Origin of the sequence: Vreelandella maris (genome assembly GCF_013371085.1) — a bacterium.
In the GTDB taxonomy this organism is placed as follows: Bacteria; Pseudomonadota; Gammaproteobacteria; order Pseudomonadales; family Halomonadaceae; genus Vreelandella; species Vreelandella maris.
The window spans coordinates 1-24062 of the sequence record NZ_JABWCV010000021.1 but is presented as its reverse complement, the minus strand read 5'-3'; the positions used below and the strand labels follow the sequence as shown (position 1 = coordinate 24062).

The 24062-nt window shown below is 54.4% G+C and carries 24 protein-coding genes and 3 tRNA genes; 15 read left to right on the top strand and 12 right to left on the bottom strand.

The features are described 5' to 3' along the window. Positions 1–23 precede the first annotated feature (23 nt). From pgsA to nadB, 5 genes are all read left to right on the top strand, one after another. Complete coding sequence (gene pgsA, locus HUO07_RS16090; RefSeq protein WP_035566621.1) at positions 24–572, top strand: CDP-diacylglycerol--glycerol-3-phosphate 3-phosphatidyltransferase; 549 nt, start codon at positions 24–26, stop codon at positions 570–572. 84 nt (positions 573–656) lie between these two features. Then, positions 657–731, top strand: a tRNA-Gly gene (locus tag HUO07_RS16085). Between the two features lie 11 nt (positions 732–742). Next, a tRNA-Cys gene (locus tag HUO07_RS16080) sits at positions 743–816 on the top strand. 58 nt (positions 817–874) lie between these two features. After that, positions 875–961, top strand: a tRNA-Leu gene (locus HUO07_RS16075). A gap of 238 nt (positions 962–1199) precedes the next feature. After that, complete coding sequence (gene nadB / locus HUO07_RS16070) at positions 1200–2783, top strand: L-aspartate oxidase (RefSeq protein WP_176304402.1); 1584 nt, start codon at positions 1200–1202, stop codon at positions 2781–2783. A 1-nt stretch (position 2784) separates the two neighbouring features. Here nadB and HUO07_RS21815 read toward each other — a convergent pair whose 3' ends face one another. Beyond that, positions 2785–3225: a hypothetical protein gene (locus HUO07_RS21815; protein ID WP_246286731.1), complete on the bottom strand. Its 441-nt coding sequence runs from the start codon at positions 3223–3225 to the stop codon at positions 2785–2787. After that, positions 3185–3478: an FAD assembly factor SdhE gene (locus tag HUO07_RS16060; RefSeq protein ID WP_008959539.1), complete on the bottom strand. Its 294-nt coding sequence runs from the start codon at positions 3476–3478 to the stop codon at positions 3185–3187. The genes HUO07_RS21815 and HUO07_RS16060 overlap by 41 nt, the downstream gene beginning before the upstream one ends. 206 nt (positions 3479–3684) lie before the next feature. Between HUO07_RS16060 and HUO07_RS16055 the strand changes: the two genes are divergently transcribed. From HUO07_RS16055 to lapB, 3 genes are all read left to right on the top strand, one after another. After that, positions 3685–3981: an integration host factor subunit beta gene (locus HUO07_RS16055; protein ID WP_008959540.1), complete on the top strand. Its 297-nt coding sequence runs from the start codon at positions 3685–3687 to the stop codon at positions 3979–3981. Positions 3982–4079: 98 nt separating this feature from the next. Next, positions 4080–4385 carry a LapA family protein gene (locus HUO07_RS16050; RefSeq protein ID WP_035583902.1) on the top strand — a complete coding sequence of 102 codons (306 nt, stop codon included), beginning with the start codon at positions 4080–4082 and terminating at the stop codon, positions 4383–4385. Next, a complete protein-coding gene (lapB, locus tag HUO07_RS16045) occupies positions 4386–5591 on the top strand; it encodes a lipopolysaccharide assembly protein LapB (protein ID WP_176304401.1) in 1206 nt (401 codons plus the stop codon). 21 nt (positions 5592–5612) lie between these two features. Here the strand turns inward: lapB and pyrF are convergent, their stop codons facing one another. After that, the gene (pyrF, locus tag HUO07_RS16040) at positions 5613–6314 is read right to left on the bottom strand and encodes an orotidine-5'-phosphate decarboxylase (RefSeq protein WP_176304400.1); all 702 of its coding nucleotides are present in this window, start codon (positions 6312–6314) and stop codon (positions 5613–5615) included. A gap of 270 nt (positions 6315–6584) precedes the next feature. On the opposite strand from pyrF, the gene HUO07_RS16035 reads away from it, so the two are divergent. After that, positions 6585–6869: a ComEA family DNA-binding protein gene (locus tag HUO07_RS16035; RefSeq protein WP_176304399.1), complete on the top strand. Its 285-nt coding sequence runs from the start codon at positions 6585–6587 to the stop codon at positions 6867–6869. Between the two features lie 80 nt (positions 6870–6949). On the opposite strand, the gene prpD is transcribed toward HUO07_RS16035, so the two are convergent. From prpD to HUO07_RS16005, 6 genes are all read right to left on the bottom strand, one after another. Then, positions 6950–8446, bottom strand: a complete 1497-nt coding sequence (gene prpD, locus HUO07_RS16030) for a 2-methylcitrate dehydratase (RefSeq protein ID WP_176304398.1) — start codon at positions 8444–8446, stop codon at positions 6950–6952. Between the two features lie 57 nt (positions 8447–8503). Further along, complete coding sequence (gene prpF / locus HUO07_RS16025; RefSeq protein ID WP_176304397.1) at positions 8504–9703, bottom strand: 2-methylaconitate cis-trans isomerase PrpF; 1200 nt, start codon at positions 9701–9703, stop codon at positions 8504–8506. A 97-nt stretch (positions 9704–9800) separates the two neighbouring features. Then, on the bottom strand, positions 9801–12410 hold the full coding sequence (gene acnD, locus HUO07_RS16020; protein ID WP_176304396.1) for a Fe/S-dependent 2-methylisocitrate dehydratase AcnD: 2610 nt from the start codon (positions 12408–12410) through the stop codon (positions 9801–9803). A 66-nt stretch (positions 12411–12476) separates the two neighbouring features. Next, positions 12477–13604, bottom strand: a complete 1128-nt coding sequence (gene prpC, locus HUO07_RS16015; protein WP_101147873.1) for a bifunctional 2-methylcitrate synthase/citrate synthase — start codon at positions 13602–13604, stop codon at positions 12477–12479. Between the two features lie 74 nt (positions 13605–13678). Continuing rightward, a complete protein-coding gene (gene prpB / locus HUO07_RS16010) occupies positions 13679–14569 on the bottom strand; it encodes a methylisocitrate lyase (RefSeq protein WP_176304395.1) in 891 nt (296 codons plus the stop codon). A gap of 57 nt (positions 14570–14626) precedes the next feature. Further along, on the bottom strand, positions 14627–15313 hold the full coding sequence (locus HUO07_RS16005) for a GntR family transcriptional regulator (RefSeq protein ID WP_176304431.1): 687 nt from the start codon (positions 15311–15313) through the stop codon (positions 14627–14629). A 347-nt stretch (positions 15314–15660) separates the two neighbouring features. Between HUO07_RS16005 and pabB the strand changes: the two genes are divergently transcribed. After that, complete coding sequence (gene pabB / locus HUO07_RS16000) at positions 15661–17016, top strand: aminodeoxychorismate synthase component I (protein WP_176304394.1); 1356 nt, start codon at positions 15661–15663, stop codon at positions 17014–17016. A gap of 117 nt (positions 17017–17133) precedes the next feature. Further along, positions 17134–17754 carry a phosphoadenosine phosphosulfate reductase domain-containing protein gene (locus HUO07_RS15995; protein WP_101147869.1) on the top strand — a complete coding sequence of 207 codons (621 nt, stop codon included), beginning with the start codon at positions 17134–17136 and terminating at the stop codon, positions 17752–17754. 13 nt (positions 17755–17767) lie between these two features. On the opposite strand, the gene cysB is transcribed toward HUO07_RS15995, so the two are convergent. After that, entirely contained in the window at positions 17768–18742 is a 975-nt protein-coding gene (gene cysB / locus HUO07_RS15990) for an HTH-type transcriptional regulator CysB (RefSeq protein WP_176304393.1), read from the bottom strand. Between the two features lie 372 nt (positions 18743–19114). Here cysB and trxA point away from each other — a divergent pair, with 372 nt between their 5' ends. After that, complete coding sequence (gene trxA / locus HUO07_RS15985; RefSeq protein ID WP_008959554.1) at positions 19115–19438, top strand: thioredoxin; 324 nt, start codon at positions 19115–19117, stop codon at positions 19436–19438. An 88-nt stretch (positions 19439–19526) separates the two neighbouring features. Here trxA and HUO07_RS15980 read toward each other — a convergent pair whose 3' ends face one another. Next, on the bottom strand, positions 19527–20624 hold the full coding sequence (locus tag HUO07_RS15980) for an AI-2E family transporter (protein WP_176304392.1): 1098 nt from the start codon (positions 20622–20624) through the stop codon (positions 19527–19529). 231 nt (positions 20625–20855) lie between these two features. On the opposite strand from HUO07_RS15980, the gene HUO07_RS15975 reads away from it, so the two are divergent. Beyond that, entirely contained in the window at positions 20856–21728 is an 873-nt protein-coding gene (locus HUO07_RS15975; RefSeq protein WP_176304391.1) for an SIMPL domain-containing protein, read from the top strand. On the opposite strand, the gene serS is transcribed toward HUO07_RS15975, so the two are convergent. Beyond that, a complete protein-coding gene (serS, locus tag HUO07_RS15970) occupies positions 21673–22950 on the bottom strand; it encodes a serine--tRNA ligase (RefSeq protein ID WP_176304390.1) in 1278 nt (425 codons plus the stop codon). The genes HUO07_RS15975 and serS overlap by 56 nt on opposite strands. Positions 22951–23127: 177 nt before the next feature. Here serS and HUO07_RS15965 point away from each other — a divergent pair, with 177 nt between their 5' ends. Next, on the top strand, positions 23128–23718 hold the full coding sequence (locus tag HUO07_RS15965; RefSeq protein WP_176304389.1) for a DUF4202 domain-containing protein: 591 nt from the start codon (positions 23128–23130) through the stop codon (positions 23716–23718). 90 nt (positions 23719–23808) lie between these two features. Beyond that, positions 23809–24062: FAD-binding oxidoreductase (locus HUO07_RS15960; RefSeq protein ID WP_176304388.1), on the top strand; the 254-nt coding region annotated here is incomplete at its 3' end.

Sequence of the window (24062 nt, the reverse complement as noted above, 5' to 3'; positions counted from 1 at the left end):
TCCGGCAAGGATCGCACCCTGCGATGAATATACCCAACATACTGACACTGGCGAGAATCGCCTTTATTCCGCTGCTAGTGGTGCTGTTTTATCTGCCCTTCAGTTGGAGCATGCCTATAGCGGCTGGCCTATTTGCGTTAGCGTCCGTCACCGACTGGCTGGACGGCTATTTAGCGCGGCGCTGGAATCAGTCAACGCCATTTGGCGCTTTTCTAGACCCGGTGGCCGACAAACTTATGGTCGTCGTGGCCCTGGCGCTATTAATAGAGCGCTATGACACACTGGTACTCACGCTCCCAGCACTGGTGATTATTGGTCGTGAAATTGTCATTTCGGCGCTGCGTGAATGGATGGCCGAAATGGGCAAGCGTGGCATGGTGGCCGTGTCCTGGGTGGGCAAATTGAAAACAACACTACAAATGGTGTCACTGCTAATCTTGCTGGCGCTTCCACCAGCGCACGAATTTGCGCTGTTAGGAATTATGGTGCTCTATGCCGCTGCCATTCTCACGTTATGGTCCATGATCCAGTACTTGAAAGCCGCCTGGCCACATCTTAGCCGCTCAATGTAAGCTGCTGATAAGTAAATAATGAACACGCCCCAATTCATTGATTGACAAGCTGGCGGTGATCCGTATAATTCGCCCTCGAGTCGAGCGGGAATAGCTCAGTGGTAGAGCATCGCCTTGCCAAGGCGAGGGTCGGGAGTTCGAATCTCCTTTCCCGCTCCAACGACTCTTGAGGCTGGATGGCAGAGTGGTTATGCAGCGGACTGCAACTCCGTGTACGCCGGTTCGATTCCGACTCCAGCCTCCATCTTTGTGTAGTAGTGATGTTTTAAAGACCTCTTTTTAAAACAGCATTACGATGTTTTGCCCGGATGGCGAAATCGGTAGACGCAAGAGACTTAAAATCTCTCGGGGGCAACCCCGTGCCGGTTCAAGTCCGGCTCCGGGCACCATTTCTTAGTTTTATTTTTTATCCCTCCTAACACCACTTCCTCCTCCTTCTGATATCGCTTTTTTGCAATCGCTGGCCTTTTTTCCACGCTGCACCTTGTAAGCACTTATCAACGCCTAAATATCGCTAAACGTGTATCACCACGCTATGATGCCTGCCTTCTGTCAATGAGCACGAAGCGAAACTAGCGACAGTCACAGTTACAAGATTTTAGTCAGCATGATGAAGGAGCGGGCACTATGAGCACGCCAATATCCGATGTACTTATCATTGGCGGTGGCGTCGCAGGGCTAACCCTTGCTCTGGAAATGGCTGATCATCAAACAGTCACCTTAGTTCGCCCCGCTCAAGACGACCAAGGCGCCAGCCGCTGGGCACAAGGCGGCATTGCTGCAGTACTCTCGCCCGATGACGATCTCGATGCACATATTAACGACACCTTGATCGCAGGCGATGGATTATGTGATGTCGAGGCGGTTCGCTTTACCGTCACCCACGGCCCTGCTGCTATTCAATGGCTGATTGATAAAGGCGTTCCTTTTACGCCGGAGACCGACCCCGCCGCCCGGTACCCCTATCACCTAACCCGCGAAGGCGGCCACAATGCCCGGCGTATTATCCACGCGGATGATGCCACCGGCCGCGCCGTGGTGGATACACTGTTAAACAACGTGGTGCAGCACCCCAACATTACCCAGCGCAACGACCTCACCGTGGTGGGATTACTGCAGGATGAACAGGGCACCTGCCGCGGCGCCTATGGCAGCGATACCAACCAGCAGTGGCACTCGCTCATTGCGCGTCATACTGTATTAGCGACCGGCGGGGCCAGTGGTCTTTACCGTCACACCACCACGCCAGCCCCTAGCAGCGGCGAAGGCATGATGATGGCTGCCGAACTAGGCGCTTGCTTGATGAACCTTGAGTTTCAGCAGTTTCACCCGACCTGCCTCTTTGATCCGGAAGGCCCGGCGTTCTTGATTAGCGAAGCGGTTCGCGGTGAAGGCGGCCATTTGCTCAATGAAGATGGACAGCGTTTTATGCTGGCGCTGGATCAACGCGCAGAGCTCGCCCCCCGCGATGTAGTGGCCCGTGCTATTGACGCCGAAATACAGCATGGCACGCTGGGCCATGTGTGGCTGGATATTCGCCATTTAGGTAAGCAGGCAATTCACCAACATTTTCCCACCATTCTGGCCCATTGCGCCTCGCGCGGCATTGATATTACCCAGCAAGCTATTCCGGTAGTACCTGCGGCACACTATAGCTGCGGCGGTGTCGCAACCAACTTACAAGGCGCCACTCATGTCATGAACCTATATGCCATTGGCGAAACGGCCTGCACGGGCCTGCATGGCGCCAACCGCATGGCCAGCAATTCATTGCTAGAATGCCTAGTGTTTGCACGCAGTTGTGCTCGCGCTCTACTGGCCCAAGATGACCGCACACCCGCAGAGAAATTTCAGCCCCCTGTCTTCCCGGCAACAGGCCCTTTACCCACAGCAACGCTCAGCGATATCCGCCAACGCATGCGGGCCATCATGAGTCAGCATGTCTCCATTGTGCGCAGCGCGACAGGGTTGCATACAGCTCAAGAGCAACTGAAGGCGCTGTTAAATTCGCTGGAAGAAGTAGAAAGCGTATTAGCAGCCCCGGAAGGTAAACGCTTACATCAAGCCCTGCAGTTAGCACGCCTAACGGTGCTTGCGGCTCAACAGCGGCATGAGTCGCGTGGCTTGCACTACACCACGGATTGGCCAAAGCAGCAGCCGATAGCCGCTGCTTCGACACTGACTTTGCAAGATTTAGAAAAAAGGGGCTAGATCACAGCACTATCCGGCCGGGGCGATGAAATAACTTGCGCACTTCGCGCAATTGTTCAGAAGGAGCGCTATCAGGCCATAACCAAACACGCTGCTTACCAACATAAAGCCCTATTAACCAGGGGCCTAAATAGTCGCAGCGCACTGGATACTCTTTATTTTTAAGATCATTCAGCGGTTGTCCGTTCTCAGCAGGCCGCTGCTCGCACGGCAACCAGCGGCCATAAAACAGCGAGGCTGTTGATATCAAAGATAGCACTCCTGTCGGCTGGCGCTGATAACCACGCCACACAAGAGCACCGCCAACCACGGCTACAGCCATTCCTGCTGGCTTACCCCCAACCCAGTAGCTAAGCCCCGCTATTCCAATCAACAGACAGCACTGCGTTAACCGCCACTGCCTAGAGGGTACGATAGGCAGAATTATCGGTGGTTTCAGCATGTTCCACTATCATTTGTACGATACGCCGCTGGCTGGGTTCTTCAGGCCACTCTCGATGCATTAGCCACACAAACAGATCCTGGTCTTCACCTTCAATTAGCTGCTGATAGGCCAGTTGATCCGCTTCGCTAATATGATCAAAACGCTGTTCAAGAAACGGAATTAGCAGAAGGTCTAGCTCCCACATACCGCGACGCGAGTGCCAATAAAGCCGTTTGCGCAAAATGGCTGCAGGGGAATTGTCGTCGTTCAACGTCAGCCGCTCCGATCAAATAAATGAAGCACCAGTATACCTAAGCTGTGGGGTCGCGCCAGCGCCCTCCTTCGCCTATGCTATTAATCAGTCTAGAACCTTGTTTTATCTGAATTGTTTTATACTGAATTGAGCAGTATGCTGAATTTGATGTGAGTGAGGCCGAGAGCGCATCAAGGCCTTCAATGTTCGCAGGGAGCTAACCGATGACTAAATCTGAATTAATCGAACAAATTGCGATGCGTCAGCCGGAATTGTCCGCCAAAGATGTTGAAACAGCGGTGCGTATTATCCTGGACGACATGACGGATTCTCTCGCCAGTGGTGGTCGCGTTGAGATCCGTGGCTTCGGTAGCTTTTCTTTGCACTACCGGGAACCGCGCGTAGGGCGTAACCCAAAAACAGGCGATGCGGTTGATCTTGAAGGCAAATATGTGCCGCACTTCAAGCCTGGGAAAGAGCTACGTGAACAGGTAGACGCTAGTCGCGCACTCGGCTATTAAGGGCGGCTATTGCGTTATCCGACCTTCTGCGGGATGACGCCGTCGCTTGAGTCGTACACAATAGCGCTACCGTGAACGTCACAGACTAGGAAACTCACATGCGTTGGATCAAAGGGCTTATTCTGGCCGTTATTTTGCTGATAGTAGTGCTCGTAGGTATTTTGTTTGCCGTTAACAATCAGCAAACGATTGCTTTGAACCTTATTTGGCTGGAACTGCCAGCCGTATCGCTCTCTGTGTGGTTATTGGCGACACTGGTGTTTGGCGTCGTACTGGGCATGCTGGCCATGTTAGGTGTGTATGTCCGCCTAAAAGCAACATTGGCCCGTAGCCAGCGCCATAACAAGCAGCAACGCAAAGAGCTTGATAGCTTGCGAACCCAGGAGTTCAAGGAACTAGCATAAATGCTGGATGTCGCGCTGCTAAGCGTATTGTTGGTCGCTATCGCCATCGGTTATGGCTTGGGCTACCACCAAGCTGGACGCCGTCGACATCGCTCTCTATCGCCCTCAGCGCCCTCACAGGCACTGTCGAGAGATTACTTTGTCGGGCTAAACTATCTCCTTAACGAGCAGCCCGACGAAGCGATCAACACGTTCATCAACGTGCTAGCCGTTAACAGCGATACGGTGGATACTCACATTGCTCTTGGCAAACTTTTTCGCGCCCGTGGCGAGGCGGATAAAGCGGTCAGTATTCACCAAAACCTCTTAGCGCGTCCTGCGCTGTCGCAGCATACCAATGAACAAATCCAGCTGGAGCTTGCCCGGGATTTCATGGCGCTGGGGGTACACGATCGCGCGCAGCGTCTTCTTAACACGCTACTGGAACACAGCAGCGACGATGAACTCCGCTATGCTGCCAAACAGCTACTGGTGGATTTATTAGAGCGTGAAAAGGCTTGGCACCAAGCATTAGAAGTAATTCAACCGCTGTTTAAACAGCACCCAAAGCTGCGGCGCCCTGCCGCGCATTGGCTGTGCGAGCTGGCCATTGAGGAGATCAGCGAAGCCAGTCGAGCGCTTGCTAAAAAGCACCTGAAAAAAGCCCTACAGCTAGATGAAAGTTGCGTTCGCGCCACCTTGCTTTTGGCTGAATTAGAGATGGATAACGGCCACTATGGGCGCGCTATTGGGCGATTAGATAATATCCCGCGCCAGGAGCTAGCCCATATCCCTACTATGCTGCCTGCCCTCAAAAATGCCTATTTGCGTCGTAACGATGTAGCGGGGTTTGAGGCGCACCTTTACCGCCTGCTTGAGCAAGCGCCCTATACCAGCATCATTATTTCGCTAGGACAGCTCGTGCACCAGCGAGACGGCGTCGACAAAGCCATTGAGCTGGTCGGCGAACGGTTGCGCGCAGTGCCAAGCTTGGGCGGGCTGGATTATTTGATTGACCTGTATATTGAGAGCCAGCGGCTAAACGGAAAATCCTCTCCTGACACGCGCTTATTGCTGCTAAAGCACCACACCGATGCGCTTTTGCTTAATCGTACCCGCCACCGCTGCCGACACTGTGGATTTGCCAGTGATGCGCTCCAGTGGCAATGCCCCAGTTGCCGCTACTGGGGGACTATCAAGCCAGTTATCGGCGTAGAGGGTGAATAGCGACAGTATAAACAGCGTTGTTTATGCAACTTCTAGTTCGGCCTCAATCGCCTCAAGGGCTGCCATAGGGTCTTCGGCCTGAGTAACGGGTCGGCCTATAACTAAATGCGTGCTTCCCGCCTGTATGGCTTGGCTAGGTGTCATAATCCGCTGCTGGTCATTAGTCGCTGCAAAACTAGGGCGAATTCCAGGGGTTACTTTTAAGAACGAATCACCACAAAGTGTTTTAATTCGAGCTGACTCTTGAGCCGAACAGACGACACCGCGTAAGCCGCTCTGCTTCGCCAGCAGCGCCAAGCGCTCTACATGCTCAGCCAGCGGTGCATTAATACCAACATCAGCTAAGTCCTCGGCCTGCATGCTGGTCAATACGGTAACCGCAATTAAATGGGTGGCTAATCCGTGTTGTTCCAGGCGCTGCGTGGCCGCCTCCATCATCCGCTGCCCCCCGCTGGCATGGACATTGACCATCCAAACACCCTGCTCCGCCGCTGCCTGTACGGCGCTGGCAACCGTGTTGGGTATATCATGAAATTTAAGGTCTAAAAACACCTCAAAACCACGTCCATGTAACGCTTCAAGCACGGCGGGGCCACTGCGAGTAAATAACTCTTTACCCACTTTAACGCGGCAGCGGGCAGGGTCAAGCTGATCAGCCATGCACAGCGCCGCATCTAGCGAAGGGTAGTCAAGTGCAATAATGATCGGGGAATCAGTAGCCATATAGTTGCTCCGAATGTAGTTTTTGCCATTATATCAGTCTCTCCCCCCTCCTCGCCCCCTCACGATGTAAGCTATTTGCCATAGGGCTATAGCTAAAAACTTACAATCGCTGTCGTACATCGCTGACATATTCACTTATTAAAAAAAGCTAAGTTGATAGTGCAGCGGCGTTCATAACGCTAAAAGACAATTCAAGCGTACAACATCATCTTCTCTGAACTTCGCGCACTACATCAATGACATCAAACGTTATTAAAAGGATTATCGAGGATGAACATGACTCTTAAAGGAACTTTAGCCGCACTTTTACTTAGCATTAGCTTGGGGCTTTCCAGTGGCGCGCTGGCACAAGAGGTGGCGCCCATCAACGTCAATACCGCCGATGCTGAGCTGCTGGCCGAATTACCGGGCATTGGCCCAAGCCGAGCAGAAGCAATCATTGAAGAGCGCGAAACCAACGGGGCCTTTGAAAGCGCTGAAGACCTTGAACGTGTCAGTGGCATTGGGCCTGCCACCGTCGATCGCATGCGAGATCAAGTAACGTTTGAAGAGTAGTTTAACGGTGCCAACTACCATAACCCGGTAGCGCTTAAGCGCACCGGGTATTTTTAGTGAAATGTATTGAGCACCAAGGGCTAAATCATCCACTCATCCATAAATTTGTGTACAGGTAACGCTTCAAGCGTTGGCTGATGGCTGCATAGATCAACAATTTTTTGGCAACGACTTGCTGGAAATCGCATCGCCAAATGTCGCTTAAACTTATCAACTAACAATGGCATACCTTCTTCACGCCGGCGCCGGTGGCCTAACGGATACTCCACCACGGCTTTATCTGTCGCACTACCATCCTTAAAAAAAACCTGCACTGCGTTAGCGATAGAGCGCTTCTCAGGGTCGTGATAATCCGCCGAATACTCGGCGTTTTCCTCTACCACCATCTTGCCCCGCAGCTCATCAATCAGCGGATGAGCCGCGTGAAAGCTATCTTCATAATGATCAGCGGTCAGCTCGCCAAAGATAAGCGGCACCGCGGTCATGTACTGCAAGCAGTGGTCGCGGTCCGCTGGGTTAGCGAGCGCCCCGGTTTTGGAAATGATACGGATAGCCGAATCATGAGTGGTCAACACGACCTTATCGATATCAGCCAAGCGATCTTTCACCTGCGGATGAAGGACTACCGCAGCTTCACAAGCCGTTTGAGCATGAAACTCAGCAGGGAAAGCGATCTTGAAAAGGATATTCTCCATCACATAACTGCCAAACTCGCGCTGGAAACGCAGCCGACGCTCCGCTTCTGGCTTCAGGCTCAAATCTTTATTGGCGTGGCTAAATAGCACATCGTAGAAGCCCCATTGGGGCGCCGACAGCGCGCTGGGAATACCCATTTCACCGCGCAGGGCGATATCCGCCAAGCGCACACCCCGTGAAGTGGCGTCCCCCGCGGCCCAGCTTTTCCGCGAACCTGCGTTGGGCGCATGACGATAAGTTCGCAGGCTCTGACCATCGACCCATGCATGGGAAAGCGCCGACAGCACCTGCTCACGATTGGCGCCCAGCAACTTGGCAGCCACCGCAGTAGACGCCACCTTTACTAGTACCACGTGATCGAGTCCAACCCGATTAAAGCTGTTTTCCAGCGCCAGTACACCCTGTATTTCATGGGCCATAACCATTGCTTCAAGCACATCACGCATCACAAGCGGTGCTTCACCTTGAGCAACTCGCCGCTGAGAGAGGTGATCGGCTACCGCCAGAATGGCCCCAAGATTATCGGAGGGGTGGCCCCACTCGGCGGCAAGCCAGGTATCGTTATAGTCCAGCCAGCGGATGATACAGCCGATATCCCATGCCGCTTTGACTGGATCAAGACGCAGCGTTGTGCCTGGGACTCGCGCTCCAAACGGCACCACCGTGCCTTCAACTATCGGCCCAAGGTGCTTGGTACACTCCGGAAAGCGTAGTGCCAAGAGCCCACAGCCAAGCGTATCCATCAGGCAGTAACGCGCAGTCTCCAGCGCCTCTTGGGAACCCACCTGATAGTTCAGGACATAATCGGCAATGGCCTGCAGCTCGGGATCGTAATCGGGCCGCTCATTGGCTTCGGATGTGGCAGATGGTCTGGTAGACATAGCGCTCTCTCCTACTGTTGAATCACCTACTCCTCAGTATGGCTCAAGGAACGCGCCCTAAAAGCTGTCCCCAGGAATTCTCACCACTCCTTCCATCAATACCCGGGCACTACGGCTCATCACCGCCTGATCGATATGCCACCGCCCCTCGTTCAAGCTTGCTTCAGCGCCAACCCGCAGGCTGCCAGAAGGGTGTCCAAAAGTGACCGCGTTACGTTGACCGCCACCTCCTGCTGCCAGATTCACCAGCGTGCCTTCAATGGCAGCTGCGGCGGCAATGGCGACGGCGGCCGTGCCCATCATGGCGTGATGCAACTTGCCCATCGAGAGCGCTCGCACCACCAGATCGATATCACTAGCATTCACACTCTTACCGCTCGAAGAGAGGTAATCCACTGGCGGGCCCACAAACGCCACTTTGGGTGTGTGCTGACGGTTAGCGGCCTCACTGATGTCGCTTATCAGCCCCATTCGTAATGCGCCATGGGCACGAATGGCTTCAAACATCGCAAGCGCTTTACCGTCGCCATTGATGACATCCTGAAGCTCGGTACCCACGTAGCCAATATCGTCGGCATTAATGAAGATCGTGGGTATCCCGGCATTGATCAGGGTGGCTTTCAACACTCCTACACCCGGGACGTCCAGTTCATCGATTAGGTTGCCAGTGGGGAAGATTGCTCCCTCGCCGTCCGCCGGATCCTTAAAGGCTACTGGAATCTCAGCCGCGGGAAATGTCACTCCATCCAGCTCAAAACCGCCAGTCTCCTGCACTTGACCATTCACGACAGGCACCTGGGAGACGATAGTTTTCTGAATATTGACCTGCCAGATTCTTACCTCGACGACACCATTTTCCGGAATACGTGATGCATCAACTAGGCCATTGGCTATCGCAAAGGGGCCAACCGCCGCCGATAGGTTGCCGCAGTTGCCGCTCCAATCCACATAGGGCTTATCGATGGAGACCTGGCCAAACAGGTAATCCACATCGTGTTCGGCTGACTCACTTTTCGACAGAATGACGGTCTTGCTGGTACTTGAGGTCGCCCCGCCCATGCCATCGATCTGTTTTTCGTAAGGGTCGGGGCTGCCGATGACGCGCAGTAGCAACTGATCCCGCGCTACGCCCGGCTGCTGGGCCGCTTCGGGTAGATCGTTGAGCTTAAAAAAAACGCCCTTACTGGTGCCGCCGCGCATATAGGTGGCTGGGATTTTTATCTGCGGCACATACTTGTTTTGAACTGACTCACTCATTATTACCACTCCTACAAATAACCCGGCGCCCTAAGCCTGATTCGAAAACCTAGGTTCGAAAAGCTAAAGCCACCGGGTTCTCTTGGCCAGATACTGTTTAAGTTGCTGACGATTCGAGGAAGTCCTGAGCGAAGCGCTGCAGTACGCCTCCAGCGGTGTAAATTGACACCTCCTCGGCAGTATCCAAACGGCACTTCATCGCGACGCGCTCGCTGTCTCCGCTTTGGCGGTGGATTACCAGCGTGAGCATTGCCCCTGGCGAAACGGCGCCTTCGACATCGAAGGTTTCGGTGCCATCCAGACCGAGTGTCATGCGCGTAGTGCCCGGTTCAAACTCCAACGGCATCACGCCCATACCGATCAGGTTGGTGCGGTGAATACGCTCAAAGCCTTCAGCGGCAATCGCTTCCACACCTGCCAGGGCCACGCCTTTGGCCGCCCAATCCCGCGACGAGCCCTGACCGTAATCCGCACCGGCAATAATGATCAGCGGCTGCTTACGCGCCATATAGGTTTCAATCGCTTCCCACATTCGGGTCACTTCGCCTTCGGGCTCTACCCGCGCCAGCGAACCCTGTTTTACCTTGCCATCGGCATCGCGCACCATTTCGTTAAACAGCTTAGGGTTGGCGAAAGTAGCGCGCTGGGCGGTGAGGTGATCGCCGCGGTGCGTCGCGTAGGAGTTAAAGTCTTCTTCCGGCACGCCCATTTTGGCCAGGTACTCACCCGCCGCGCTGTTGAGCTGTATCGCGTTGGAGGGAGAGAGATGGTCGGTCGTGATATTGTCCGGCAGGATTGCCAGTGGGCGCATGCCTTTCAGGGTGCGCTCTTTAGCCATATTACCTTCCCAGTAAGGCGGGCGACGGATATAGGTACTCTGGGGGCGCCAGTCATATAGCGGGCTGACCTGGGCGCGGGCGCTCTTGTCCAAATCGAACATGGGAATATAGGTCTGGCGGAACTGCTCCGGCTTCACCGATGACTTAACGATCGCGTCGATCTCTTCATCCGCTGGCCAGATATCCTTTAACGTGACGGGGTTGCCCGCCTGATCCACGCCCAGGGCATCTTTTTCGATATCAAAGCGAATCGTGCCCGCAATGGCGTAGGCGACCACCAGCGGCGGTGAGGCCAAAAACGCCTGCTGGGCGTGGGGATGAATACGGCCATCGAAGTTACGATTACCGGAAAGTACGGCGGTTGCGTAGAGATCGCGCTCGATAATCTCCTGCTGGATTTTTGGTTCCAGCGCGCCAGACATGCCGTTACAGGTGGTGCAGGCGTAAGCCACCACCCCAAAGCCGAGATTTTCCAGCTCGCTCATCAACCCAGCTTCTTCCAGGTACATCTTGACGGTTTTCGAGCCCGGCGCCAGCGACGACTTCACCCAGGGTTTACGCAGCAACCCTAGCCGGTTGGCGTTACGGGCGATCAGCCCGGCGGCGACCATGTTGCGCGGGTTGGACGTGTTGGTGCAGCTGGTAATGGCGGCGATGATCACCGCGCCATCCGGCATTCTGCCCGCCTTCTCCTCTTCCCGCGCTGCCTCAAGCCCTACCGCAATACCGCGCTGTGCCAGCTCTGAAGTGGGCAAGTGTGCATGAGGATTGGACGGCCCTGCCAGAGTGCGGTGTACCGATGAAAGATCAAAGGTCAGCACCCGCTCGTAATCAACCTCGGTCAAACTGTCCGCCCATAGGCCGGTGTGTTTGGCATAGGTTTCCACCAGCGCCACCTGCTCATCTTCACGGCCGGTAATTTTCAGGTAATCGATGGTTTGACCATCGATGTAGAACATCGCCGCAGTCGCGCCGTATTCGGGGGTCATATTCGAAATCGTGGCGCGATCACCCACGGTGAGCGCATCGGCACCTTCGCCGTAAAACTCCAGATACGCCCCGACGACGCGCTCTTTACGCAGGAACTCGGTAATCGCCAGCACCATATCGGTGCCAGTTATCCCTGGCTGCAGCTTGCCGGTCAGCTCTACGCCGACGATATCCGGTAAGCGCATCATGGAAGCGCGGCCTAACATCACGCTTTCGGCTTCCAGGCCACCCACGCCTACTGAGATAACGCCGAGTGCGTCCACCATCGGCGTGTGGCTATCGGTCCCCACACAGGTATCGGGATAGGCAATGCCGTCGCGGTTCTGCACCACCGGTGACATCTTCTCCAGATTGATCTGGTGCATAATGCCGTTGCCGGGGGGAATCACATCGACGTTCTCGAATGCCGTCTTGGTCCAGTTGATAAAATGGAAACGGTCATCGTTGCGACGATCTTCAATGGCACGGTTTTTCTCAAAGGCGCCCTCTTCTGAGCCTGCGTGCTCCACCGCCAATGAGTGATCGACAATCAGTTGGGTGGGCACCACCGGATTAACCTTGGCGGGATCGCCGCCCTTTTCGGCGATGGCGTCACGCAGTCCGGCCAAATCGACCAGTGCGGTTTGGCCGAGGATATCGTGGCAGACGACACGCGCCGGGTACCAAGGAAAATCCAGGTCACTCTTGCGCTCGATCAGCTGTTTCAGCGCATCAGTGAGCAGTGCTGGATCACAGCGGCGCACCAACTGCTCGGCCAGCACACGCGAGGTATAGGGCAGCTGAGCATAGGCACCGGGCTGGATATCTTCCACCGCCTCGCGAGCATCAAAAAATTCAAGCGCTGTGCCAGGCAGGGGTTTACGGTATTGGGTATTCATAACAGGCAGACTCACAAGAAGGGGCTGAAAAAAGCCCGGTAGCCAAGCCACCGGGCATCACGCAGGTCAGTCTCGCGCTTCTATCGGCACCCACTCGCTCTTCTCGGGGCCGGTGTAATCGGCACTGGGGCGGATGATGCGATTATTGGCGCGCTGCTCAAATACGTGTGCCGCCCAGCCAGTCAGCCGCGAACAGACAAAAATCGGCGTGAACAGTTTGGTGGGTATATCCATAAAGTGGTATGCGCTGGCGTGGAAGAAGTCCGCGTTACAGAACAGCTTTTTCTCGCGCCACATTACCGCTTCGACCCGCTCGGAAACCGGGTAAAGCACTTTGTCACCTACGTCGTCGGAGAGCTTCTTGGACCAGTGCTTGATAATCGCGTTGCGCGGATCGGACTCGCGGTAGATCGCATGACCAAAGCCCATGATCTTGTCCTTGCGCTCCAACATGCCCATGATCTTGCTTTCCGCCTCTTCCGGCGACTGCCAATTCTCGATCATCGCCATGGCCGCTTCGTTGGCGCCGCCATGTAGCGGGCCGCGCAACGAACCAATCGCACCGGTCACGCAGGAGTGCATATCGGAAAGCGTTGAGGCACAAACTCGTGCTGTGAAGGTAGAGGCATTGAATTCGTGCTCGGCGTAAAGAATCAGCGAGACGTTCATGACCCGGGCATGCAGTTCAGAAGCAGGTTCGCCGCGCAGCATATGGAGGAAGTGACCGCCTACCGAGTCATCATCCGTTTCAGTATCAATGCGTACACCGTCATGAGAGAAGCGATACCAGTAGCAAATAATCGAGGGCAGCACCGCTAGCAGGCGGTCGGCCACGTCCTGCTGCTGATCAAAGTTCTCCTCGGTTTCTAGATTGCCCAGCATTGAGGTGCCGGTGCGCATCACATCCATCGGGTGAGCATCTTTAGGAATCTGCTCAAGCACCGTTTTCAGCGCATCGGGCAAACCGCGCAGGTTTTTGAGCTTACTGATGTAGTGATCTAATTCGCCCTGGTTGGGCAGCTTGCCTTTTAGCAGCAGGTAAGCAACCTCTTCAAACTTGGCTTTTTCGGCAAGCTCTTTGATATCAAATCCACGGTAGGTCAGGCCTGAGCCGGTTTTGCCTACCGTACACAGCGCGGTGGTACCGGCGCTCTGGCCACGTAGTCCTGCACCTGTCACGGGTTTATCAGCCATGGTGTGTCTCCTGTTACTGCTTTTATTTTAAATTGTGTCTTTAAAATATGATCGAACGTTAACTGGCGTTTGACTTACTGGTCGTCGCCCTGTTCGGCAAACAGTGCATCGAGCTTTTGTTCAAAGTCGTGGTAATTGAGAAAATCGTAGAGCTCGTCGCGAGTCTGCATCATTGGCACAACGTCTTTTTGATGGCCGTTGTCGAAGATACTTTGATAGACCTGCAGTGCCGCGGCATTCATAGCGCGGAACGCGGATAGCGGGTAAAGCACCATGCGGCATCCAACGTCACCCAACTCGGATTGGGTAAACAGCGGAGTAGCGCCGAATTCGGTGATGTTGGCCAAAATGGGCGCGTTGACCCTTTCACAGAAAGCTTTGTAATCATCCAGCGTGTGAACGGCTTCGGCGAAAATAGCATCCGCCCCCGCTTCAACGCAGGCGTTAGCGCGCTCAATAGCCGCATCAAGGCCCTCTTTTTGAAACGCATCGGTACGGGCAATCAAATAAAAGTCGGGATCAATCTTGGCATCAGCGGCGGCTTTAATACGGTCGACCATCTCCTGCTGGGTGACAATTGCCTTATTGGGGCGATGGCCGCAGCGTTTTTGCGCGACCTGATCTTCCATGTGCACCGCGGCTACGCCAGCACGCTGCATCTCTTTCACAGTGCGGGCGATATTGAAAGCACCGCCCCAGCCGGTATCGATATCCACCAGCAGCGGCAGCTCGGTAGCGCCGCAGATACGGTGAGCATCTTCCACCACATCATTCATGGTCGTCATGCCCAGGTCTGGCAAGCCGAACGAGGCGTTGGCCACACCGCCCCCTGAAAGGTAGATAGCCTGGTGACCAACTTTTTCGGCCATCAGCGCAGTATAGGCATTGATGGTGCCGAGTATCGGCAGCGGACGATTCGCTTCTAGCGCGGTCCGAAAACGGGCGCCGGGAGTCATCTGAGACATGAGGAGTTGCTCCTGTTGTTAATTTTTAATTATGTTTAAGCTGTGTAATTGAGAGCGTTACGATTTAGACGCTGACTGCTCGAGAGTAGCTGCATAGCGATCCGCCACATTGGCGCGGGAGGCGCTGACATGACGGCGCATCAACAGCTCGGCCAACTCGGCGTCCCCGGCTTCAATGGCGTCCACAATGCGATGGTGCTCCACGAAAGCCCGCTGCGGTCGCGTGCCACTGGCACTGAATTGGGTGCGATAAAGGCGCACGAGATAGTAGAGATCGTCGCACAGCAGGTTCATCAGCATTTTGTTATGGCTGCCCTGAACAATGCAGTAGTGAAAATCGAGATCGCCTTCGCGCTGGTAGTAAGCTTCGCCGCGCTTCAGGTCGGCCTGGCCTTCGTGTAGCGCTAGTACATCGCGCAAACCCTGCACCTCTTCCGGCGACATGTGCTCCGCCGCCAGGCGCGCCGCCATACTTTCCAGAGCTTCACGCAGGTCAAACAGCTCTAGAAGCTCTTTCATTGAGAGTTGAACCACGCGCGCGCCTACATGAGGAACTCGCTCAATCAGGCGGTGTGCTTCCAGGCGACGCATCGCTTCGCGCAGCGGCCCGCGTGAAATACCATAGGTCTTGGAAAGCCCCGGCTCAGTGATCTTGCTTCCAGGGGCGAGTTCGCCGCGCACGATGGCATCCTGCAATTGATGAAATACCCGCTCTGCGAGCGTGCGTACTTCGGGTACAGCCATTTCCGAGGCGGTTGCCTCAGAACCTGCTGTTGCAGAGGAAGCGTTGGCGGCAGTAGACGAGTTAGAAGCGAGTGTTGCCATGATTAATTGTCGACAATTGAAAAGTAAACAAACTCTAGCGTGTGTCATTTGAACCGTCAACTAGCCTAGATAGCCGATTTTGTACGCCTTTCGTTGTACTGATTGGGACAATCAGATCAATTCTGTCAACAATCAAGCAGTTATTGTTAGGTAACGAGTGGTGGGTTGCGGTTGCATAGCGTTAAATGCGACAGGCGTCTAACACTGGTGTCATTGCCTACGCCCCTCTAAAATGGCTCGCCCTTTACTGGCGAGGCGTTTGCTTAATGATCAAGGCGTTGTCGATGACTTCCCTGCCCTATTCACCCGACCCCTTGGGTGTATTCGCCTGCCTGCGCGCCAGACCCGGCGCGGTGCTGCTCGATAGTGGTCGCCCGATTGCCAATGGCCGCTTTGATATTATCAGCAGCGACCCCCTGGCTACGCTGGAAGTGACGAGCGACGGCAACCCGAGCCTCTCATCTCACAAGTTCAGCCCCCCACCACACCTAGCCAACGATGCGTTTGCGCTGCAGCAGTGGTTATTGGATCAGTTAGATATCCCTAATGAGCCCAGCGAACTCCCTTTTCTTGGCGGTTTGATTGGCTATTGGGGCTACGATTTAGGACGTAAAACCTTATCCATACCTAGCGGTCAAACGAGCCCGGTTGCACTACCACAAGCCCGTCTAGGACTTTACGATTGGTGCATTACGCTAGATCACGTGGCCCAGCAGGCGTGGTTAATTGCCACGCCGGAACGCCGTGACCAAGTGAAAACCTGGCTTGCTGCATCACCAGACCAGCCAGGCGCATTTGCACTTAATAATGCCTTTCAGGCCGAGCTTAGCCATGAACAGTACGTCTCGCGCTTTAACGCCGTGCAGCGCTATATACGGGCGGGAGATTGCTACCAGATCAATTTAGCGCAGCGTTTTTATGCCGACTATGAGGGGGATGAGTGGCAAGCGTACCTGCGATTGCGGCAGGCAACGCCCACGCCTTTTTCGGGCTTTATGGCCTGGGGAGATAAAGCCGTTCTCTCACTTTCGCCGGAGCGTTTTATCCAATGCCGCAACAGAGAAGTCGAAACGCGGCCCATCAAAGGCACCCGTCCGCGGGGCGCAACGCCAGAAGAAGATCAGGCGTTAGCGGAGCAGCTACTGATCAGCACTAAAGATCGCGCTGAAAATGTGATGATTGTTGACTTGCTTCGCAATGACTTAGGCCGCGTGTGTAAGCCTGGCTCCATTCGCGTGCCGCAGCTGTGCCGCTTGGAGAGCTACCCCAACGTGCACCACCTGGTTAGCGTCGTGCAGGGAACGCTGGCCGATAGCTATACCCCACTGTCACTTCTTGAAGCCGCTTTTCCCGGCGGCTCGATTACCGGCGCGCCCAAGATTCGCGCTATGCAGATCATTGATGAATTAGAGCCCTGCCAGCGCAGCGTCTATTGCGGCAGCTTAGGTTATGTCGATGTACGCGGCAGTATGGATACCTCCATCGCCATTCGCACGATGGTTGCCGAGGCGGGAAGATTGCATGTATGGGGCGGCGGCGGCTTAGTGGCAGACTCACAAGCGGACGAAGAGTACACCGAAACACTGGATAAGATTCGCCACCTAATTGGCGCCCTGGAATAAGCAATTAAATTTCTATATCTAAAAGGAATATAAAAGCCTAACTAAACGGTATTGGGGCGTCAGGGGTCGGGTTTGATAGCCTAGTCACAATAACTCTACACCCGAACAGGAGGCAGCATGTCCTCAGAGCTTGAAGCGATCAATAACGAATTTGCTAACAACCCGCAGGGTTTGGTTGAGTGGGCATTAGCCCAGGGCGCGCGGCCTATCTGCACCACTAACTTTCGCCCTTTTGAGGCGGTGATTCTGCACATGGTCAGCCAGGTACGCCCGGATATACCAATTGTTTGGATGGACAGCGGTTACAACACCGAGGCGACCTATCAATTCGCCGACGAGGTGATAAAACAGCTCAACCTCAATATCGTCAGCTTTGTGCCCCGTCGTACTCGCGCCCACCGCGAAGCGCTGGACGGCCCCATGCCGGGCATTGACGACCCGCGCCATGCAGCCTTTACTCAGGAAGTGAAACTCGAACCTTTCGAGCGTGCGTTGCGTGAAATGCAGCCTGACGTATGGTTTACCGCGCTACGCGCTGAAGACACCCCCGAACGCGCCAAAATGCAGGCGGTTAGCCGCAACAGCGACGGCCTGTTAAAAGTGGCCCCGCTGCTACAGTGGAGCGCTAAAGATATGTATCAGTACCTACAGGCGCATAACCTACCCAACAACTTCGACTACTTTGACCCCACTAAAGTGGAAGAGAAGCGCGAATGCGGGCTGCATTTACAGCACTGATACTCGCCAATAATCAATACTCGGGCAGGTCTAAGTCATCAAACAGCGACTGTTCATGGCGTGGACCTGCTGTTAGCGCTTCATCCACACGGTCACGGGTTAAGTGAGGCGCGAAGCGCTCTAAAAAGTCATACATATAGCCGCGCATAAAAGTACCACGACGAATACCAATCTTGGTCGTGGAGCTGGCAAACAGATGGCTTGCATCCAGTGCTACCAAGTCATCGTCAAGCGTCTCATCCACGGCCATATGCGCCACGATACCCACGCCCATTCCCAGGCGCACGTAGGTTTTTATCACATCGGCATCGGCTGCCGTGAGCACCACGTTAGGCGTTAACCCCTTCGCTTTAAAGGCATCATCTAACTGAGAACGACCAGTGAACCCAAACACATAGGTCACCAACGGATGTTCGCCAAGCGCCTCAAGGGTAAGCGGGCCATCGTGGGTAGCCAGCGGGTGACCCTTTGGCACCAGTACGCAGCGGTTCCAGCGATAGCATGGCAGTAGTACCAAATCGGTAAACAGCTCCAGTGACTCGGTGGCGATAGCAAAATCTGCCTGACCTTCGCTAACCATCTGTGCAATCTGTTTGGGCGTTCCCTGCTGCATATGCAAGGCTACGTCAGGGTATTTCAGTGTAAATTCGCTAATGATCGGTGGTAGCGCGTAACGGGCTTGGGTGTGCGTGGTTGCAATCGCCAGGCTGCCTCGACGCTCATCGCTATGTTCCTGGGCAACCTGCTTGATATTATCGGTCAGGCGCAGCACTTGCCCGGCCAGGTCAATAATCGATTGGCCAGCAGGCGTTACTCGCGTTAGGTGCTTGCCGCTGCGGGCAAAAATCTCAACGCCAAGCTCGTCTTCCAGTAAACGAATTTGTTTGGAGATCCCCGGTTGTGAGGTAAATAGACTTTGCGCTGTGGCTGAGACGTTCAGGTTATGTCGATTGACTTCCCAGATATAGCGTAGCTGTTGTAGCTTCATATCCTCACCTTATTTATTCTCTAAACAGATCTATGTAGGACGCGCCTTGAAACACATCCTTGCGCAGCTACTACGATGCGTTTGATGGAAATCGGCGCTGGTGCAGCACTTTACAGCACCAGATAGAATAAAAAACAAATGGATAATACTTTTATATTATAAAAAATCTTCCTACCAGCATCCATTAATTTCTGCTATTCAGATAAATCACCACACGGGAAATTTGCCAGCAACCTCCGCGCCCGCTAACATCTGCCCACGCTTATCGTGATAGAGATGAGGCGCGGTGAACGAGCGCCAATTGATCGCGTAATGACCGTTGCTCCATTTGAGGCAACGAAACAGTAAGAGCAACGCAAACGGGAGAAGCAAATGGCTAATAATGTTGATGTCACCAACGCCAATTTTGAGCAAGAAGTCCTCAACGCTGAACAGCCTGTGCTAATGAAGTTCTGGGCGCCCTGGTGTGGCCCGTGCAAAGTCATGGCCCCTGTCGTTGATGAAGTGGCTGCAGAGCGTCAGGACAGCCTGAAAGTCGTTAGCGTCAATGTTGACGATGCACCTGAAATTGCTGCCGAGCAAGGCGTACGCGGCGTACCTACCGTGATGCTGTTTAAAGCAGGCACCAAAGTCGCCTCACTGGTTGGCGCGCAATCCAAATCACAACTAACGCAGTTCATCGAACAGAACGCCTGATGACAGCCGTTTAGTACGTGCAATTTAGTACGTGCAATTACCGCCGACGCTGTCGGCGGTAATGTTTTCACTACTCTTTACCTTAACTTCAGCGCTTCCACGGCGGCAAGCTTGCGTCACTCGCCCTACTATCCTTTATACGCCGCCTCCCAGGCCCTAGCAGCCGAGCGATCCAGCGTGTTTGTGGGTGGCTATCAAGCGCGATTTTAAGTGTCATTGTCAGCACCACCGAAAGTAACATCCCCGCTGCACCAAATATCCAGCCCCAAACGACCAACGATAAAAACGCCACAAAGGTGGAGAGCCCTAACGCCTGCCCCATTACTCGTGGCTCAATTAGGTTGCCAAGCACAAAGTTGATGACCAGATAGGCCGATGCCAACAGCATCGCCTGAAACGCGCCGCCATCTTGGGCAACCAGTAGTAACAGCACCGGCGGTATGGCAGCCAGAGCAGAACCAATATTAGGAATGAAGTTTAGCGCAAAGGCTAACACCCCCCACAGCAGTGGGAATTCAACACCCACCATCAAGCAAGAAAGCCAAACCAGCGCCCCCGTGGCAAGGCTAATAACCGTCTTAACCGCAAGGTAGCGCTTTAGCGTTAAGCTGAACTCACTGAAACGCTTCAAACTGGGCGCGGGATTTTCCAGTGCTCGAGATATTTTGTCGCGCACATTGAGCGTCTCAAACAGCATAAAGATAACCAGCAGCCCAACAATAATGCTCTGCATGAACAGGTTGCCAAGCTGGCTCAATAGCGCTGGCATCCAGGAGCCTTCATCCTCGCCTTCAAAGAGAGAGTTGATCTGGTCTGGGTTGATAGCTAATCCGCGTGAAGAGAGCGCATTAAGCAAGTTCCAATACTGTTCATATAGCCGAGACTCAATTTCCGGCAGCGCCGTCAAAAAAGTGCTAAAGCTATTAACCACTAGCAGACCAATGAGCGATATAAACGCCAGCAACACCATTAAGGTCAGAAAGGCCGACATTCGCATGCTCAGACCACAGCGGTGCAGCCACTGCACCGGCGAGGTACATACCACCGCGATAAATATCGCCAATAGCAACGGCACCAGTAAATCAGCACCAACTTTCATTCCAGCAATAATCACTACCAACGCGGCAAGCGCCAAGGTGGCATTGAGCGGAATACTTCGGTAATCCTCATCAGACACGTTCGACATAATCCTTCCCTAGCCTGTTATTGGTACATAATGGCTGCTTTGATCATAGTGCACAAACCGTGCAAACAATAAGCAACTGTTGCGCGTCCACTCTTCCTTGCTGAACTTTCTTTTCTACTACCCTTCCAAGTAGTGTCTGCCCTAACTTATTGAAACAGCTTTTAAAACCATGATTTAACTTGGCGGCGCGGCTGTTCACTCACTGCGACCCCCTTACTAAGGAAGCCATTTATGAAAGCAATTCCACTTAATTCTCAAAGATCAGGCTCTTCAGGGCTACGCTCTCAACTTCTAGGTTACGGCCTGCTAGGTGGTACCTTATTAGCACTCCTAAGTGCGCCTTTTGCTCACGCGGCACCGGCACACCAAGCGCCCCCCAGCCTGCACGTTCAAGCGCAATCTTGGGTTGAGGTAGAACCCAACAAGGCCACCCTCAACGCGCGCCTATGGGAAAACACGCCGGCCCTTTCCACCTTGGAAGAGAGCGATAGTAGCGCACTTAGTGATGCACGCGAGCGTTTAGAAAGCCGCGCCAGCGAATTAATCGAAAAAATGGAAGCCACCGGCCTTGAACGCAACGCCATCAACGCTGGATCGCTTAACGTCTACCCAGAGCACATTCAAGGACCACGCAACGAAGACGGCGAGCATGAAACACTCCAGCGCACGCGACTGGAGCGCCCTATCACCGTCGAACTTACCGACCTTGATCAATTAAGCGAAGTATTAGATGCCCTGATTGCGGCGGGCGTTAACTCGCTTGACGGCGTGCAATTCGACCTACAGGACCGTAATGCCGCGACTGACGAAGCATTGGTCAAAGCACTCGAGAAAGCACAGCACAAGGCAAACCTGATGGCCGACAGCTTAGATGCCGAATTGGGCCATGTGCAGCGCATTGAAGAAACTCAATCACCTATCTTCCAACCGCAGATGATGTCGATGCGGGCAGAGAGCGATGCCACTGGTGCCAGCCAATCCACTGCCACCAGTGATTACAGCCCTGGCACCATTCGTATTGATGCTGGCGTTAACGTTGTGTGGGCGCTTAAAGGACCAAATGCTCCAGGCCGCCCAGGTAGCGACGTAGCGGCTCAGGAATAGTCACCGACCCATCCGCCTGCTGGTGGTTTTCAAGCACTGCCAGCAGGCAACGCCCCACCGCTAGTCCAGAACCATTCAAGGTATGCAGCAACTGTGGCTTTTTGGTATCCGGGTGGCGATAACGCGCCTGCATACGCCGCGCCTGAAAATCCTCGCAGTTGGAAACCGAAGAAATCTCCCGGTACGTTTCCTGACTGGGCAACCACACTTCTAAGTCGTAGGTTTTAGTCGCCCCAAAGCCCATATCCCCAGTACACAGCGTCACCACACGATACGGCAGATTCAGCGCCTGCAGGATTGCCTCCGCATGACCACGCATCTCTTCCAACGCCTCGTAGCTCTTCTCCGGTTCGACGATCTGCACCATCTCGACCTTATCGAACTGATGCTGACGGATCATGCCGCGGGTATCACGGCCGTGTGAGCCTGCTTCAGAGCGGAAACACGGCGTGTGCGCGGTAAGCTTCATCGGCAATGCCGCCTGCTCGACAATTTCATCGCGCACGAAGTTAGTCAGCGGTACTTCCGAGGTGGGAATCAGGTGGTACTCGCGCTCATCGTTCAGCTTGAACAGATCTTCGCCAAACTTCGGTAACTGGCCAGTCCCCATGAGCGATTCGCGATTCACCATATAGGGCACGTAGCACTCTTCGTAGCCGTGCTGTTCGGTTTGGGTGTCCAGCATAAACTGCGACAGCGCCCGGTGCAGGCGTGCAATTGGCCCGCGCATTACCGCAAAGCGGGCACCGGTAATTTTAGCCGCCAGCTCAAAATCGAGATAACCCGACTTCTTACCTAGGTCAACGTGATCCAGCACCTCGAAATCAAACGCCCGCGGCGTGCCCCAGCGATGCAGCTCAATGTTATCGTCTTCGCTTTTGCCCTCCGGCACGCTTTCATGGGGCAGATTGGGAATACCACTAACGGCGTCGTCCCACTCCTCCTGCACTTCGGCCAGCTCGCGCTTGGCTTTATCCAAGCGATCGCCTAAATCGCTGACTTCATCCAGCAGCGGCTGAATGTCTTCACCGTTAGCCTTGGCTTTACCAATCGCTTTGGAACGCATGTTGCGCTCGTTTTGCAGCTGCTCGGTTTGCGTTTGCAGCTCGCGACGGCGCGACTCCAACGCCTGCAGCCCCGCTTTATCAAGCACAAAGCCCCGGCGGGCCAGTTGTTGAGCAACCGTGTCAAGATCACCGCGCAGCAGTTTCGGATCGAGCATGAATCCTATCCCTTGGCCTGAAATCAATAAGAGCAACGCGCTAATGCGCGTGCATAAAGGCGCCTATTGTAGGCAAAAGCATGGCGGGGAGCCATGGGCAGTGTCACGCTGCAGTTGTGATTCGCGCGTTTTCTCGGCAACCTAGCCCTTATTCACTCAAAGCCGAGCAACGCAACTATGCCTTCTGCCTTTGATCAAACGCTCACCGCCATTGATGCCCTACACGCCGAGGATCCGCGCTCCACGACGCTTGCCGATGGCACCTCCATGCCCCAGGAGCTGGCCTACGCCCAGCGTATGAGTGGCTGGTTAGACCGCGTTCATGATGCCCCGGATGAAGTGCTGCGCTTAGCCGTTCGCGCTCAGCACTTGCAGCGCTGGTTAGTAGCGCGCAATGAGTATCCCGAAGGGCGTGTGGGATATTTGACCTGGCGGCGCGATCAGGGAATTCGTGCTGGCGATACTACCGCTCAACTTATGCGCGACGCAGGCTATGCAGACCAAGACGCCGCCCGAGCCGCGAAGGTGATTGGCAAGAAAGGCCTAGGCCGCGACCCAGATGTACAAGCGCTGGAAGATTGCGCCTGTCTGGTGTTTCTAGAGAACTACTTTGCCGATTTCTCGCGCAAGATTGAGCACGACCACATGGTGCGTATTGTGCAGATGACCTGGCGCAAAATGTCGCCCCGTGCCCACGAACTGGCGCTAGCACTGCCGATGTCAGACGCCTCATCAGCGCTGGTAAAAGAAGCCCTGGGTGTTGAGTAAGGCGTTACCGTAAGGTGCAGCCGGGCAGTCGCTGCGGTAAAGTAGCCATCTTCTTTTTTTGCGCCCCCGGCACTGACGGCTTGCTCAACTATGATTGCATCCCTGGATACCCGTACCGCCCCGTTTGAACGCTTGGGAAATTCGTATTTACGTTTTCTTCAACCCCTCAAAACTCGCGGATTTGAAGGCGAAATTGCCCCCGACTATGCCAACCGCACGGTGCTGGCGACGGATAACTCGATTTACCAGCGCCTGCCCCAGGCGGCGGTCTACCCCAAGCATGCCGAAGACCTTGAACGCCTGACCCGACTAGCCGCGCAAACCTCCCACCGGGGCATTGTATT